Below are 16515 nucleotides of genomic sequence, written 5' to 3'. Positions count from 1 at the left end.
TTTTTAGTAATTATTTAACAAGGATTTATTTAGTATTTACATGGATGTAGAGAGTCTCACTCCCTCGTATTTATGTAAAAATTCGTACTATTCTATAAAAAATATAATATTAATTATTATTTTAAGGGAAATTATGAAAACGGTTTTTACAGTGATATTATCAATCATACTTATAGGCTATTATTTAACTGCCAAAGCTAGTCATTTTTCTTCAAAGAAGAATACAGAAGTTAATACGTATAGTGATATCTATTTTAAACTCGAAACATCCTCAGTAAATATCAATGAAATAATTGCTGGCGCTACAGATTTTGCTTTAACTATGTGCGCAGATAAAGCTTATCAGGAAGCTTTAGGTAATACTGTTGCTAGCTGCAATTCTCAATTTGAAGAATCTAAAAATGTTTGCTCAAAGCATATTATGAAAAATGCTAAGCAGCACTATACAGACAAAGCTACAGTAACACTGCTAACAGAACGGTTTATTAACTGTGTCAGCGCTGCATAGCGAGGAAAGTAGAGCTGTTACTTAATAATTACAGCAAATAATGCAATTTTAATCTGTTTGGCTACACTTATTTTAATTTGTACATTATTTAGCAATAGATTATGCCCGCATATTTTTTTACTCTTTTATTAGGTTTAACTGAGCCTCTCCAGTTTGGGACAAACTTACCCACCACGGCACCTAATAATGCAGTCAACCAAGTCGAGTGTATTTTATTTGAAATGGGAGCCCCTTTTCAGCTACAAACCTTGCCATGGTTACGTGCACGTAGAGAAGTAAAGTTAGAGCGCTTAGATGGATATTTCACAACCCATTTAATGCCTGAAATGAAAGCTTATGGACGTATATCATCACCCATTTTTTTAGAAAGCTGGTACTGGTTTACTCATCCAGAGAGCATTAATAAACCAAAAAACAAAATGCGTTACGGTGCAGTAAGAGGAAGTTATCAAGCAAATTGGTTTAAAACTCAGAATATTATTGCTGAGGTAGAGGTAAATTCATTAGAAGAAATAGTAAATGTAATGCACCATAAACGGATTGATAGAATCCTACTTGATTTAGACGATTTTGAATTAGCAGCCTCTAAGCTAGGGATTAATAAAGACGAGTACCAAAAAGAATTTTTTAGATATGTACCTTTGGGATTATTTGCTTCGCATTCACTTCTCAAACGCCTTCCTGAATTTATGCATCAGTTCGATGAAAATATAAATACTTGTGCGCAAGCTCCATTTTCACTATCAAAAAGTGAAGAAAAGCAAATACTTGATAGGCTCTATAGTAGCGCTAAAACCTTATTAAACTTACCTAGTTTAGTCGAAGAAGTTCAAATAAGTAATGAGTCTCCTTTGAGTGAGCCTGAAATTATGAAACGAGACCAGCTATGGATAAAAGAAAGTAAACACGTTGGGCATGCTGATGCGTTAACTATGCTTGATTTACCGTTATCTAAGGTATTTAAAAAATGGCAATCGCAGTTTAAAGGTGTTGTTACTGAGCTTATATTGACTGATAGCCAAGGAAAAAATATAGCAATAAGTAAGTTAACCAGTGATTACTGGCAAGGGGATGAGAATAAGTTTACTAAAATATTTAAACAGTCAAAGGACTATAACTTTGATAGCGTTACATATGATGCATCAACCCATCATTTTCAAGTACAGCTAAGTTTTCCTGTTTTAGATAATAATAATAGTCATATTGGAGTGTTGATTTTAGGTGTTGATGTAGAAAAAGCACTCCATTCGTCAAACGAAAAGAGTAACTAACTCGATACCTTTCATAAGTTAGCTAAGCTTTGGAACTTTTGCTTAGCTAACATTATATTATGGATGTACTTTTTCTGAGGTCGGCTTTTTTCTTATAATTTCTTTTTTGGCTTCATCAAGCTTTATAAAATAAGCATTACCGCCAATACCTTTAAACTCTTCATCTGTAAATACAATAGTATTGTCATCAAAAAAAGTGACAGCCTCTTTTTGAGTTACTATTCCTAAGTCAATTTTTGATACATCGCCAGAAAAAAACTTATCACCCTCAAAATTTTCGAATAACCAAATACTGGTTGAATCAAGTAATATCAGCTTTTTACGATCAGGGCTTAAAGCAGCCGATGTTATCCAGCATAGCTTTTCTAAAGTGGTACATGTTTTAAATGAATCTATTAACTCGGCTTTAAAATTAGCGGCATGATCGCCCACTTTATAAACCTTAGTAATACCATCAAATGGTTCTGTGCGGTTTTTAGTAAATAAATATAAGTGACGTCCTAGAGCTACAAATGCCTCTAAATCAAAATTACGGTTATTAGGCTTTATAGGAGTGCCATCCATTTCGGGGTAGGTAAACTTAATTATTTCTGCTTGAGTCGTATCTGTTTTTATATCTATCGGGTTTTCTATTTTATAAATAGTGAGCCATCTACGATCGTTTTTGTTATTACCAAAATCGCCTAAAAAGAAGTGCCCAAATTTGTTTTGGGTCATGTCTTCCCAATCAATGTTTTTAGCGTTTTCAACTAAAATTTCTTTAGCAATAGAACCGTCTTTATTGAGTCTATATAGCTTTGGTTCATTGCCTCCGTCGTTAATAGCCCATAAACGTTGCTGTTTATCAAATTCTATTCCTGATATTTCTTTTAATTTAGGATCAACTGAGATTTCTTTTTTACTGTATAGGGTATAAATTGAGGTACCAATAAATGCAGCTACAACTAAAAAAATGATGGTGGTAGTTATTAAAATGGTTTTTTTCAACATGAAATTAATGATATTTCAGAGTATTAGAATGATGTGTATTATCCATGATGAAGTAATATAAAAAAAGTAATTTAGGATTTTAAATTTTCTTCGGATATTTGCAGCTATAAATATTTATATATTGAACTAATGAGGTTTTTAATAGTTTGTTGGTTTGAATATTGCTCTGTATGTTAAGTATCATTTAAAGCGTATTGTATATAAGGTTAATGCACCTTTTTGGTGTAATTGAAATATTATTTGCACTGTAATAAAGCGTAAATAAAGTTTTGTTTAACTAATAACACGTTTAATGATTTTTAGATGGTTACCACATCGCCTTTTTGTTTAGTTGTATGGCCTGTGGCAAAGATTAAGTACCCTTTTTGGTTTAGTTGGAGCCTGCTATGTTGAATAAACGTTTTTTTAAAACAAAAGATGAAGCTGAAGTTACTTTTGAATTTTCTCATCCAGAGGCAGAAGAAGTTTGCTTATTAGGTGAATTTAATGATTGGCAACCAGTGCCAATGAAGCTTTATAAAAAACAAGGTGTGTTTAAATTTAAGCAACGCTTACCTATCGATCAACAATTTCACTTTCGTTATCTGATTAATGGAGACATTTGGGATAACGACCATCAAGCTGACGGTTATATCGGCAATACTTTTGGCACAGAAAACAGCATAGTAAATACACAACGCACTAATTAAGGCGATTCAATGGATGCTCTTTCGCAGTTGTTTTACCTGCATGGTATTGGCTTTGAATTCACTAAGTATACAGGTGAACAGGTGTTTTTTAGCGAAGAAACGCGTAAACGTGCTTTGCAATGTTGTGGTGTTGATACAAATAATGAAGCAGGAATAGCTCAACTAACTTATGATTTAGATGCATCGCTTTGGCTGGATTTAGTACCTAGTGTGAGTTTAGTTGAGCAAAGTACATGTTTGTTAAAGCTTCGTATAGATGAACGTCAGCAATATTTAGCCGCTAATATTGATGTCCCTTCACTTGGAATGCACATAGCATTTGACAACCTTTATAACTTGGCCGTCACTGGTGAATATTACTTGCATGGCGTTCGCTATATTGAGCTGGCACTACCCATTGATAATATGCCAATTGGCTATCATGACGCTAATGTTCAGGTAGGTGAGCAACACGCTATTACACAAATTTGGTGCGTGCCTGAGCAAGTCTATCAAGTGGAAGACACAAAGCGCACGGGATTATCTATTCAGCTTTACACATTAAAAAATAGAGCGAATTTGGGTATTGGCGACTTTGACGATTTATTAGCGCTTACAAAACTATGCAGCTCCCAAAACATGGATTACATATTACTTAATCCACTGCATTTGCTATTCGCTGATATGCCAGAGCGAGCCAGTCCTTATAGCCCTAATAGTCGCGCTTTATTAAATCCTCTTTATATTTCCATCGTACTAAGCGAAGACGCAATAAATAACGAAAACCTTGACGCCATTATGCAGCAAGATGATGTCGCTGCACTTATTAAAAGTAATGATCAGTTTATAGATTATGAAAATGTAAGTCGTATAAAGTATACGTTATTTGAAGCGCTTTATAATCAGTTTGAATTAACGGCAAGTGATGAGCGTCGCCAAGTGTTTACTGATTTTTGTAATACTCATTCTACTACGTTAAATACCCTCGAATCAGATAACCTAACATTTGCTTATTACCTGCAATGGCAAGCGCATATGCAACTGGCACTGTGTCAAAAAAGTTGCGCAGAGAGAGGCATGGCTATTGGCTTAATAAACGACTTAGCTGTTGGTTGTGCTGGCGATGGGGCTGAATTTAAAAATCAGCAATCGTTGTTTAGCCAAGGTGCAAGTGTAGGCGCTCCACCCGATCCATGGGCTGAAGCAGGTCAAAATTGGGGCCTCCCAGCCCTCAATCCCCAAAGCCTTAGCAATAATCACTACCAATTTTACCGCTCGCTCATTCGCGCAAACATGCAAAACGTAGGTGGACTTCGAATTGACCACGTAATGGCTATTAGGCGCCTATGGTGGTGCTTTGAAAGCAATGGCGAACAAGACGGCTGTTATGTTTATTATCCGTTTGAGCATTTACTTGCCATTTTAAAAATTGAATCGCATATTAATCAGAGTATTGTTATTGGTGAAGATTTAGGCATCGTACCGCCAGAGGTTAGCGAAGCTTTGGCATCTAGCGGTATTTTTTCCAACAGCTTATTTTATTTTGAAAAACAACACAGTGGAGAGTTTTTATCGGTAGATGAGCTAGCAACACATTGTTTGTTAATGATAGCCAATCACGATGTCCCTCCATTTACAGGCTGGTGGCAACATGATGATTTAGATATTAAGCAACAATATAAGCTTATAACTTGCAATGAATACGAGCAACTAAAGCAACAGCGAATAGAAGAGCAACAAAGGTTACTACGTTTTATTAATCACCATGGCAATACAACTGAGCTTTTATTACAGAGTGAAGCAGTGACTGTTTATAGCGCACTTGCATTGTGTTTAGCAGGCTCTCAATCGCGTTTATTTGCAATACAAATAGATGACTTAGATGAGCAGAAGTATCCGGTCAATATCCCCGGAACAGATAAAGAATATCCTAATTGGCGACGTGTATTAACGCATACCAGTGAAGAAATTTTTACCAAAAATGCCTCACTTTTAGCTGCTATCGATTCAATAAGGAAAGGTTAAATGAGCAGTACAACTAATGAAAATAGTTACGATGCACAAGTACACGCATTAAATACAGGGCGATTTAAAGACCCATTTAGCTTCTTAGGGGCACATAAAACGAATGCCGAAGTTGAAGTTCGTTTTTATCTACCTTGTGCAATAAGCGTAAGTGTTACATTAAATAATAAAACTATTAAGGCGCAGCGCTACCAGCAAAGTGATTTATTTATAGCCAAAGTTGATGCTTTGCCCACTGCGCCATATGAATGCATTGCTCAGTACACAGATAGCAGCGTTACCTTTTATGATGAATACAGCTTTGAAAGCACACTTGATGCAGAGGCAATGTATTTATTTAACGAAGGCAGCCTTGAACATGCTTACTCGCATTTTGGTGCACATTTTAGTACTCAACAAAACGTAGACGGTGTGCGTTTTTGTGTATGGGCGCCTAATGCGGCAAGTGTCTCTATTATTGGTGAGTTTAACTTTTGGCAAACGAATCGCCACTTTATGCGCTTTCATCCTGCAAGTGGTGTATGGGAGTTATTTGTACCAGGCCTTAAAGCTGACATGTGCTACAAATTTGCAATTACCGCGCAAAGTGGAGAGGTGCTCGAAAAAGCCGACCCCTATGCATTTAAAATGCAACAAGCACCTGGCACTGCAAGTGTACTGCAGTATAAACCAGAACCTATAAAGCTTGGCGAGCAGGCACTTCAAAACAGACAAAAGCGTAACCATATTGATGCACCAATTAGTATTTACGAAGTGCACTTAGGCTCATGGCAACGCGCTGAAAACAACCGTTATTTAAGTTACACAGAGCTTGCCGACAAACTCGTTAACTACGCTCTTGAAATGAATTTTACTCACCTGCAACTTATGCCAATAAGTGAATACCCGTTTGATGGTTCGTGGGGGTATCAGCCTGTTGGATTATTTGCACCTACCAGCCGCTTTGGCGACTACAACAGCTTTAAATACTTTGTAGAGCAGTGCCACAAAGCTAATTTAGGTATTTTACTTGATTGGGTACCAGGGCATTTTCCCAGCGATCCGCATGGCTTACATCGATTTGATGGCACCCATTTATATGAGCATGCTGATAAGCGCCAAGGGTTTCATCCTGATTGGAATACCTACATTTATAACTACGACCGTCCTGAAGTTAAAAGCTTTTTAATATCAAATGCTATGTATTGGCTACATCAATTTGGTTTAGATGGCCTGCGTGTAGATGCCGTAGCCTCTATGTTGTATTTAGATTACAGCCGAAAAGAAGGCGAGTGGGTTGCTAATTGTTACGGCGGACGTGAAAACTTAGGTGCAATTGAGTGCCTAAAACAAGTCAATATGCGCAGCTATAAAAACAACCCAGGCATTATGATGGTGGCTGAGGAGTCAACAGCATGGCCGGGTGTCACCCAAAGTGTTGAGCACAACGGTTTAGGCTTTGGTTATAAGTGGAACATGGGTTGGATGAACGATAGTTTGCATTACATGCAGCACGACCCACTTTATCGTCAGCATCATCATCACGAAATGACTTTTTCGATGGTATACGCGTTTAGTGAAAACTATATATTGCCATTAAGCCACGATGAGGTAGTACACGGTAAAGGCTCGTTAATTGAAAAAATGCCAGGCGATGATTGGCAAAAATTTGCAAATTTACGCGCTTATTACGCATTTATGTGGGCACACCCGGGTAAAAAACTCTTATTTATGGGCGGTGAAATTGCACAGAGAAAAGAGTGGGGGCACGATCATTCTATCGATTGGCATTTACTTGAGCACCAAAGCCACAGCGGTATAAAGCACACCGTAAAAGCGCTCAATACCGTTTATAAAAACCAACCTGCGTTGTATGAGCTAGATTCGAGCGCGGCTGGTTTTACCTGGATAGATAACAATAATAATCAGCAGAGCATTTTGAGCTTTGTTCGCTATGCTAAAAACGCAAAAAACTTAGTGGTTGTTATTGCTAATTTTACCCCCGCGTCCTATGAAAACTACGTTATTGGCGTACCGAGTAAAGGGCGTTACAAGGTCATTTTAAATACAGATGATACTCAGTTTTTTGGCTCTGGCGTTGAGGTAACTAAAGATTCATCGCAGATAGTTCAAGCAATAAACGAATTAAATCATGGTTTTAAACACAGTATTTCAATTGCCATTGGTGGCTTAACTACTATTTATTTACAAAAGGTTGATGATGAGTAACCGATTTGATGTAGCACCCGGTAATGTAGAACCACTTGGCTCTAGTGTTATTGATAATGGGGTCAACTTCGCGCTTTATGCGCCTGGGGCAAGCCAAGCTTATGTATGCCTGTTTGATAAAAGTGGCCATTCAGAAATACTAAAAATGGCGATGAATATCAACGAAGGGGGTATTTGGAGTATTCATATTTCGCCATTAAACGCCGGTGCGCTTTATGGTTTTAGAGTTGAGGGTGAATATAACCCTAAAAATGGTCAACTGTTTAACGAAAATAAGCTGCTGATAGACCCATATGCAAAAGACTTGTTTGGCGAGTTTACTTGGAGTGAACGCCACTACGGGCAAATGCCAATCGGTACTAAAAGCACTGTAAATAATGCGATTGATATACCTAAATCAAAAGTAGCGGCTCCTACGTTGTATACGCATAAAAAGCCTAACCACCGTTGGTCAAACACGGTTATTTATGAGTGCCATGTGAAAGGTACAACGTGTCGTCATCCTAAAATACCTAAACCTCTACAAGGAAAGTTTTTAGGGTTAAGCCACCCAAGCTTTATTGAACACTTACAAAGCTTTGGTGTTACAGCCGTTGAGCTTTTGCCTGTTCATTCTTTTATTAGTGAGCAATTTTTAACAGGGAAAGGTTTGCAAAACTACTGGGGTTACAACACGCTTAACTTTTTTACGCCCCATAAAGACTATTTGGTAAACGACGATATAAACGAGTTTAAGCAAATGGTGCAAGAGTTCCATGCTGCAGACATAGAAGTCATATTAGATGTTGTTTACAACCATACAGCTGAAGCAGGGGCGGATGGCCCTATACTATCGCTTAGAGGCTTTGATAACTTAGCCTATTACCGCACAGTAGATGGCCAGCCTGACGTATATATAAACGATACCGGCTGTGGTAATACCATAAATATTGACCACCCTAAAACACTGCAACTTGTACTTGATAGCCTTCGTTATTGGGTTGAAGTAATGGGAGTTGATGGTTTTAGGTTTGATTTAGCGACCATTTTAGGCCGCTCAAAAGCAGGCTTTAGCTCCGCACATACTTTTTTACAAGTAGTTGCCCAAGACCCTGTGCTTAACAAAGTTAAGTTAATAAGTGAGCCTTGGGATATAGGCCCAGGTGGTTATCAGCTTGGTGCATTTCCGCCGCCATGGCGAGAATGGAACGATCAATATCGCGATGTAATTAGACGTTTTTGGCAAAGTGAAACAGGCATTATTGCCAACGTTGCAAAACGTTTGCATGGATCGTTTGATATTTTTGAGCACAGCCAACGTGGGCCGCTCAATAGTATTAATTTCATAACGAGTCATGATGGTTTTACCCTTGCCGATTTAGTGAGTTATGAGCATAAACATAACGAAGCTAATGGCGAGCAAAATCGAGATGGGCACAGTGCAAATCATTCGTTTAACTGTGGGGTAGAAGGTTTTACCAGCGACTCTAAAATAAACGCACTGCGCTTACAGCAACAAAAGAACTTTTTACTTACTTTAATTCTCTCAAAAGGTGTTCCAATGATTGCCGCTGGCAGCGAAATGGCGCACTCGCAAGGGGGGAATAACAATGCTTATTGCCAAAATAATCGCACTAGTTGGCTTGCCTGGAAAGATTCTCAACTTAATCATTCGTTAACACGATTTATTGATGATGCATTAAAAATTAGACGTGCGCACAGTGCGTTTAAACACAGTGTATTTTTAGATGATATAGACGAGCGTTTTACCGTTAAGTGGTTTACCGAACAAGGTAAAACCATGACTGATGCTCACTGGCATGAAGATACCAGGCAGTTTTTAATGTATAGCTTACTTGATAAGCAAAACAATCATGCATTGCTGATTGTATTTAATGCCAGTGAAAAAACAATTTTTTGTCAAATGCCTCCATCGCCAATTAATGCGCCGTGGCAAATGATTCTATCAAGTGTACATAATGCATCTGTGAGCAGTAATGAAGATGCGATGGTTGAAATTTCAGCACAAAGTAGTTGGGTTTTTAGTGCCAATTTAGAGGATGTTAGTCATGGTTAAACAAAGTGATCAAGTGTGTGTAGTAAAGGGCTGGCAAGAAGGGCCCGTTATTGATGAAAGTACGCTTAAAGATGACTTAACACGGCATTTTTATTATACCCTCGGCCGAGATAAGGTGGGTGAATCGCAGCATTATTTGTATCACGCTTTAGCGCTTACTATTCGCGACAGACTTGTGGCCCGCTGCAGAGAAACGAATCAACAAATTAAGCAAGAGAAACGCCGCAAAACGGCTTACCTTTCTCTTGAGTTTTTGATGGGGCGTGCGCTAGGTAATGCTGTTTTAAATCTAGATTTAGATGAACAAGTAAGCTCAGCACTACAAGAGTACTGCACAACAATAGAAACAATTGAAGACGCCGAGCACGACGCTGGCCTAGGAAATGGCGGGCTAGGGCGCCTTGCAGCTTGCTTTTTAGATAGCTGTGCTAGTTTAGCGTTGCCTGTTATTGGCTATGGCCTACGATACGAATACGGCATGTTTAATCAATCGATTAAAGATGGTAACCAAATTGAGCAACCAGATAACTGGCTACGTGAAGGACATCCATGGGAGCTAAGCGCACCAGAGCATGCAAAACGTGTGAAGTTTGGTGGTTATGTGCAAAGTTACACAGATAAATTTGGCAGAGAGCACCGTCAATGGATGGGCTCACAAGATGTATTAGCTGTACCGTACGATGTACCTGTCCCTGGTTATAAAAACAATATCGTAAATACACTACGTCTGTGGAAATCAGAGGCAACAGATGAATTTAATTTAACCGAATTTAATGCGGGCAGTTATTCAGAAGCCGTTGCACAAAAAAATCTAGCCGAACAGATCACCATGGTGCTGTATCCAAATGACAGCAGCGAAAATGGTAAGGAGCTTAGGTTACGCCAACAATACTTTTTATCATCGGCGAGTATTCAAGACGTAGTAGACCAATGGGTTTCCCAACATGGCGAGAGCTTTAGTGACTTTGCTGATTTTCATGTTTTTCAGTTAAACGACACGCATCCAAGTATTGCTGTTGCAGAGCTAATGCGTATTTTAATTGATGATTACGAATTAGATTGGAACGATGCGTGGCAAATCACAACTAAAACAATGGCCTATACAAATCATACGCTACTTCCTGAAGCGCTTGAAAAATGGTCTGTTTCGTTGTTTTCAAAATTATTGCCACGCATTTTAGAAATAGTTTACGAGATAAATGCACGCTTTTTAGCACAAGTTGCACAGCAGTGGCCGGGAGATGTTGAAAAGCAACGTGCATTGTCATTGATTGAAGAGGGTGATGAGCCGCAAATTCGTATGGCTTATTTAGCTATTGTAGGTAGTTACTCTGTAAATGGCGTAGCAGCACTTCATACTGAACTGTTAAAAGCGGGATTATTTAAAGAATTTTATGCACTGTGGCCAGATAAGTTTAATAACAAAACAAATGGTGTAACGCCTCGTCGATGGCTTGCGCATTGTAATCCAGTATTAAGCGAATTAATTGGTGAAAAAATTGGCCATGATTGGGTTAAAAACTTTACAAAAATTAGTGACCTACGTCGTTTTTATGACGACAAGGCATTTCATGAGCAGTGGCAAAATGCTAAACGTGAAAACAAACAACGTTTAGTTGATTTAGTTAAGGCTCGCTGCGATATCGATTTTGATGTATCAATGATGTTTGACGTACAAGTAAAACGTATCCACGAATACAAACGTCAGCTATTAAACATACTTCATGTGATTCATTTATATGACCGTATTCGCCGTGGGGATACCCAAGGACTTGTTCCTCGTTGTGTTCTATTAGGTGGTAAAGCAGCGCCTGGTTATTACATGGCTAAAAAAATTATTAAGCTTATTAATAATGTGGCAGAGGTTATAAATAAAGACCCTCAAGCTGCGCCATATTTACGCGTCGCATTTTTACCTAATTACAACGTAACCGCAATGGAAGTTATTTGTCCAGCAACCGATCTCTCAGAGCAAGTATCTACCGCTGGCAAAGAAGCGTCTGGTACTGGCAACATGAAATTTATGATGAATGGTGCATTGACAATAGGGACGCTGGATGGCGCAAACATTGAAATTAGAGATGCTGTTGGTGCTGATAACTTCTTTTTGTTTGGCGCACAAGCGCACGAAATTGACGATATTAAATCACGTTATAATCCAGAGCATTTAATATCGCAAAATAGCGATTTAAAGAATGTGATGCAATTACTCGAGAGCGGGCATTTTAATTTATTTGAGCCATGCTTATTTGACGACATAACAAATGCAATTAAGAGCCCGCACGATCCATGGCTTGTTGCTCACGATTTTGAAAGTTATGTAGCAGCTCAAAAAGAAGTTGATAAAGCTTACGCAGATCAGACCTACTGGACACAAATGAGTATTTTAAATACAGCAGCCAGTGGTATGTTTTCAAGTGACAGAACCATAAGCCAATACAGTGAAGATATTTGGCATTTAGAACCCCTCAATATTAGTGAAACAGACTTAACGACAACTAAAAGCCATGCCACTAACAGCCTAGACTAAATGGAGAGAGTATTATGCCTAATTATGCAAATCGCTACATAAGTAGCCTAACCAGAGAAACTTACGCGTTAATACTGGCAGGCGGTCGCGGTTCTCGCCTGCATGAGTTAACCGATTGGCGAGCAAAGCCAGCAGTTTACTTTGGTGGTAAGCATCGAATTATCGATTTTCCACTATCAAACTGCATTAACTCGGGTGTGAGGCGTGTTGGTATTGCTACACAATATAAATCACATTCATTAATACGCCATGTAAACCGCGCATGGGGGCACTTTAAAAAAGAGCTAGGAGAGTCGGTTGAAATACTACCTGCATCTCAGCGTCAAGGTGATGACTGGTATTGTGGAACCGCAGATGCTGTTTTTCAAAACATAGATATTATTCGTCACGAGCTTCCTAAATATGTGATGATTTTGTCTGGAGATCATGTGTACCGTATGGACTATGGTGCTTTATTGGCTGAACATGTGCAAAAAGGCGCAGATATGACAGTGTGTTGTATTGAAGTCCCAGTAGAGGAAGCCGCAGACACGTTTGGTGTAATGACCGTTGATGAAGAAAATAGAGTGTGTCGTTTTGATGAAAAACCAGCAATGCCGAGCTCCGTACCCGGCAAGCCAGGTACATGTTTAGCATCAATGGGGAACTACATCTTTAATACTGAATTTTTGTTTGAGCAACTTAAAAAAGATTCTGAAAATGAAGGCTCTGGACGCGATTTTGGTCATGATATTATTCCAGCGATTATAGAAGAGCATAATGTGTTTGCTTTCCCATTTAGAGATCCAAACCAAGAAGGTCAACCTTATTGGCGCGATGTAGGTACGCTTGATTCGTTCTGGGAAGCTAATATGGAACTGGTAATGCCAGAGCCGCAACTTGATTTATACGATCCAACGTGGCCAATATGGACTTATCAAGAGCAACTACCACCTGCTAAGTTTATTTTTGATGATGAAGATAGACGTGGTATGGCTTTAGACTCAACAGTCTCAGGTGGGTGTATTATTTCGGGCTCTGCGGTTAGAAAATCCCTGTTGTTTTCTAACGTTCACGTTCGCTCATTTTGTACCATTGAGCAGTCGGTAATTTTACCCGGTGCAGTTATAAACCGAGGTTGTAAAATTAAACGCGCAATAATAGATAGAAGCTGTGAAATACCTGCGGGTCTTGAAATCGGTTTTGACAAAAAAACAGATGAAGAAAACGGCTTTAGGGTATCTAAAAAAGGTATCGTTCTTGTTACACGTGATATGCTCACTGAGCTTGCAAAAAAGTTAGAACGCCAAGCGCGAGAAAATAAAAAGCTAGCGTAACAACAAGTTAGATAAGCACGACAACATAGCTTGCTCATTTGTGAGCAAGCTCACACAGGTTTAAAGGAAATAATAAATTAATGCATGTATTAATGGTTGCAGCAGAAAATGACGCGTTACCAGGCGCAAAAGTAGGCGGTGTGGCAGATGTAGTACGCGATGCACCTAGGGCACTCGCTAAGCAAGGTATAACGGTTGATGTTGTTATTCCTGATTACGGGTTTGAGCCGCTTGAGCGTATTTATGTAGGTGAAGTAACTGTTGCATTTAATGCTCAACCCCATGTATTAACCATTTTTAAAGTACAACAAGCCGAAAATAATGTAAGCCAAATTGTTATTAGCCACCCGTTATTTAGTGAATCAGGCAGTGTATATTGTAATGATGCACCGGGGAGGCCTTTTGCAACTGATGCGACTAAATTTGCTCTATTTAACGCAGCCGTCTGCGAAGCGTTATTACAAGGTGTATTAAAGCGCCCTACAGCGCTGCATTTACATGATTGGCACAGTGCCTGCGTTGCAGTTTTACTTAAGTTTGAGCCACGTTATAGCTCACTTAATACCTTACCCATTGCCTTCACAGTACATAATATTGCACTGCAAGGTATAAGACCTTTCAAACATGATGATTCAAGCTTAGAGGCGTGGTTTCCATCACTTAGTTATAATGGCCAGCAATTATGCGACCCGCGTTACCCTCATTGTTTTAATCCTATGCGCAGTGCAATAAATTTGTGCGATAAGATACATGTTGTATCGCCAACTTACAGCCAAGAGGTTCTTGAACCGAGCAATTACGAACATGGTTTTTTTGGTGGCGAAGGGCTTGAGCAAGATCTGCAAAATGCAGCAAGCCAAGGCAAGCTTGTTGGTATTTTAAATGGCTGCGAATATCCAAGCAATGCACTTGTAGGAGCAACTCTCGCAGACTTTTATAGCCAAGCTGAGAGTACTTTGTTTGGTTGGATGGCCAATTACGAGCAGTTACAAAGTGGCTACTATATTGCCCACCAACGACTACAGCAATTTAAAGCAACGGTTAATAATGGTCCATTAGTCACAAGCGTTGGCCGTCTTACTGAGCAAAAAGTGTTGTTATTGTGCCAGCAGGTTAATGGGGTTTTAGCTATTGATAAAGTGTGCCAATTAATTAGTGAACATAGCGGCAAACTTATTATTCTCGGCTCGGGTGACAAAGAGCTCGAAAGCATATTTACCAAAGCAATGGCGCGTAATTCCAATCTTTTATTTTTAAAGGGCTATGGGCAAGGTGTTGGCGATTTAATGTATCAATTAGGTGACTTATTTTTAATGCCAAGCTCGTTTGAACCGTGTGGTATTAGCCAAATGCTAGCAATGCGAGCGGGGCAACCGTGTTTAGTACACAGTGTTGGCGGATTAAAAGATACTGTTAAACACCACGAAAATGGTTTTAGCTTTAATGGAGACACGTTGGCAACGCAAACGCGTAATTTAATTAGCTGTTTAGACGAAACTCTCTTAATTAAAAAGCAAAATCCTAAAAGATGGCATAAAATTAAGCACAGCGCAGAGCAAATGCGTTTTTCGTGGCCACAAGTGGCAACTGATTATATAACAACCTTATACCGGTAAAACGTTGCTGTACTTTAAAGTTTAGTGACAAATCTACCTGCTTAGGGTTTAATTACTTAGTATTATATAAAAGCTAAGAAGTAGGTAATGTGTCTGTATTTGTTGCAAGGCAAGCAATATTCAATCGAAGTAAAAAAGTAGTAGCCTATGAGCTACTTTTTCGTGATAGTCCAAAAAATTATTTTCCAGATATTGCAGAAGGCCAAGCAACAGCAAGGCTTATTATGGAAAATCAATTAAATTTAGGTACACGCCATATTACATCAGGCAAAAAAGCGCTTATTAATATAGGACCAGAATCACTAAAACTCGATTTATGTGCTTTCTTACCATGCCAAGACGTTGTGATTGAGTTGCTCGAAACCATAGAACCTACCGACGACAACTATGAGCTATGCCGAGGTTTATTTCATAGTAACTACAAACTCGCGCTCGATGATTTTGTATATAAACCACAATGGGATCGTTTTTTAAAGCTTGTGAAGCTCATTAAATTTGATATTGCAATTACACCTCTTAGCGAAATACAGCCCATAGTTACTAAGTTACAAGCGCATAAACAAATAAAAATACTAGCCGAAAAAATAGAAACACAAGAAGACTATGAGCTTGCCCTTGATATGGGGTTTGATTATTTTCAAGGCTATTTTTTTGCAAAGCCTACCATGATCAAGCAAAACGACGTTGATTACAATTACGGTCTAGTTGTTGCCATATACGCAGAAATCATGAAGCAAAGCCCTGATATTAAAACCATCGCAAGCCTGTTTGAGCTAGATGCTGCACTCGCATATAAGTTACTAAGATTAATAAACAGCGGTGTGTTTCCTATACAAAGCCAAATATCGTCATTAAAGCAAGCGCTCGTGTATTTAGGGCACGAACGCCTTAAAAAGTTTGTGAGCCTTATTGTTACTGCTCATACAACGGGTAAAAAACCTGCAGAGCTAATGCAAGTGTGTGTTGTACGTGCTCGCTTTTGTGAGCTTGTGGCAAAAAAGGTTAATAAAAGTCAGTCAGGCGAAGCATTTTTAACAGGGTTATTCTCGTTACTGGATGCAATCCTTGATCAACCAATGAGCTTGCTTGTTGAAAAGCTACCTTTCCCTGATGAAATAAAAACGGCATTATTAGGGGACAAAAACACACTTTATTATATTTTAAACGTTGTTAAAGCATATGAAACAGGAAGCTGGTGGGCACTTGAACAAGCTGTACTTTTGCTAAATATAGACAGTGCTATACTACCTCCACTTTACCAGCAGTCAGTCGATTGGGCTGACAGTTATAAGAATAATATTTAACGGATAATAGCTTTAATGCGCAA

Annotated in this window: 11 protein-coding genes; 10 read left to right on the top strand and 1 reads right to left on the bottom strand. The window is 38.8% G+C overall.

What is annotated here, in order from left to right; genetic code table 11:
* Positions 1–133: 133 nt before the first annotated feature.
* Together JG479_RS17460 and JG479_RS17455 are read left to right on the top strand one after the other, a co-directional pair.
* Complete coding sequence (locus JG479_RS17460; RefSeq protein WP_033020651.1) at positions 134–508, top strand: hypothetical protein; 375 nt, start codon at positions 134–136, stop codon at positions 506–508.
* Between the two features lie 101 nt (positions 509–609).
* Entirely contained in the window at positions 610–1779 is a 1170-nt protein-coding gene (locus JG479_RS17455; protein WP_200220596.1) for a cache domain-containing protein, read from the top strand.
* 57 nt (positions 1780–1836) lie between these two features.
* Here the strand turns inward: JG479_RS17455 and JG479_RS17450 are convergent, their stop codons facing one another.
* Positions 1837–2769 carry a hypothetical protein gene (locus tag JG479_RS17450; protein ID WP_039487606.1) on the bottom strand — a complete coding sequence of 311 codons (933 nt, stop codon included), beginning with the start codon at positions 2767–2769 and terminating at the stop codon, positions 1837–1839.
* Positions 2770–3155: 386 nt separating this feature from the next.
* Between JG479_RS17450 and JG479_RS17445 the strand changes: the two genes are divergently transcribed.
* From JG479_RS17445 to JG479_RS17410, 8 genes are all read left to right on the top strand, one after another.
* Entirely contained in the window at positions 3156–3458 is a 303-nt protein-coding gene (locus JG479_RS17445; protein WP_002958606.1) for an isoamylase early set domain-containing protein, read from the top strand.
* 9 nt (positions 3459–3467) lie between these two features.
* Entirely contained in the window at positions 3468–5462 is a 1995-nt protein-coding gene (gene malQ, locus JG479_RS17440; RefSeq protein WP_200220595.1) for a 4-alpha-glucanotransferase, read from the top strand.
* Positions 5463–7670: a 1,4-alpha-glucan branching protein GlgB gene (gene glgB, locus JG479_RS17435; RefSeq protein ID WP_200220594.1), complete on the top strand. Its 2208-nt coding sequence runs from the start codon at positions 5463–5465 to the stop codon at positions 7668–7670.
* Positions 7663–9726: a glycogen debranching protein GlgX gene (glgX, locus tag JG479_RS17430; protein ID WP_200220593.1), complete on the top strand. Its 2064-nt coding sequence runs from the start codon at positions 7663–7665 to the stop codon at positions 9724–9726. The genes glgB and glgX overlap by 8 nt, the downstream gene beginning before the upstream one ends.
* The gene (locus JG479_RS17425) at positions 9719–12256 is read left to right on the top strand and encodes a glycogen/starch/alpha-glucan phosphorylase (protein WP_200220592.1); all 2538 of its coding nucleotides are present in this window, start codon (positions 9719–9721) and stop codon (positions 12254–12256) included. The genes glgX and JG479_RS17425 overlap by 8 nt, the downstream gene beginning before the upstream one ends.
* Before the next feature lie 14 nt (positions 12257–12270).
* Entirely contained in the window at positions 12271–13572 is a 1302-nt protein-coding gene (glgC, locus tag JG479_RS17420; RefSeq protein WP_002958601.1) for a glucose-1-phosphate adenylyltransferase, read from the top strand.
* A gap of 80 nt (positions 13573–13652) precedes the next feature.
* Positions 13653–15188, top strand: coding sequence for a glycogen synthase (locus tag JG479_RS17415; protein ID WP_200220591.1), 1536 nt, complete (start codon positions 13653–13655; stop codon positions 15186–15188).
* Positions 15189–15277: 89 nt separating this feature from the next.
* Complete coding sequence (locus tag JG479_RS17410; protein WP_200220590.1) at positions 15278–16492, top strand: EAL and HDOD domain-containing protein; 1215 nt, start codon at positions 15278–15280, stop codon at positions 16490–16492.
* Positions 16493–16515 lie beyond the last annotated feature (23 nt).

This window comes from Pseudoalteromonas sp. LC2018020214, from assembly GCF_016598755.1.
GTDB classification, from domain to species: domain Bacteria; phylum Pseudomonadota; class Gammaproteobacteria; order Enterobacterales; family Alteromonadaceae; genus Pseudoalteromonas; species Pseudoalteromonas distincta.
This window is presented reverse-complemented; position numbering and strand designations above follow the sequence as displayed.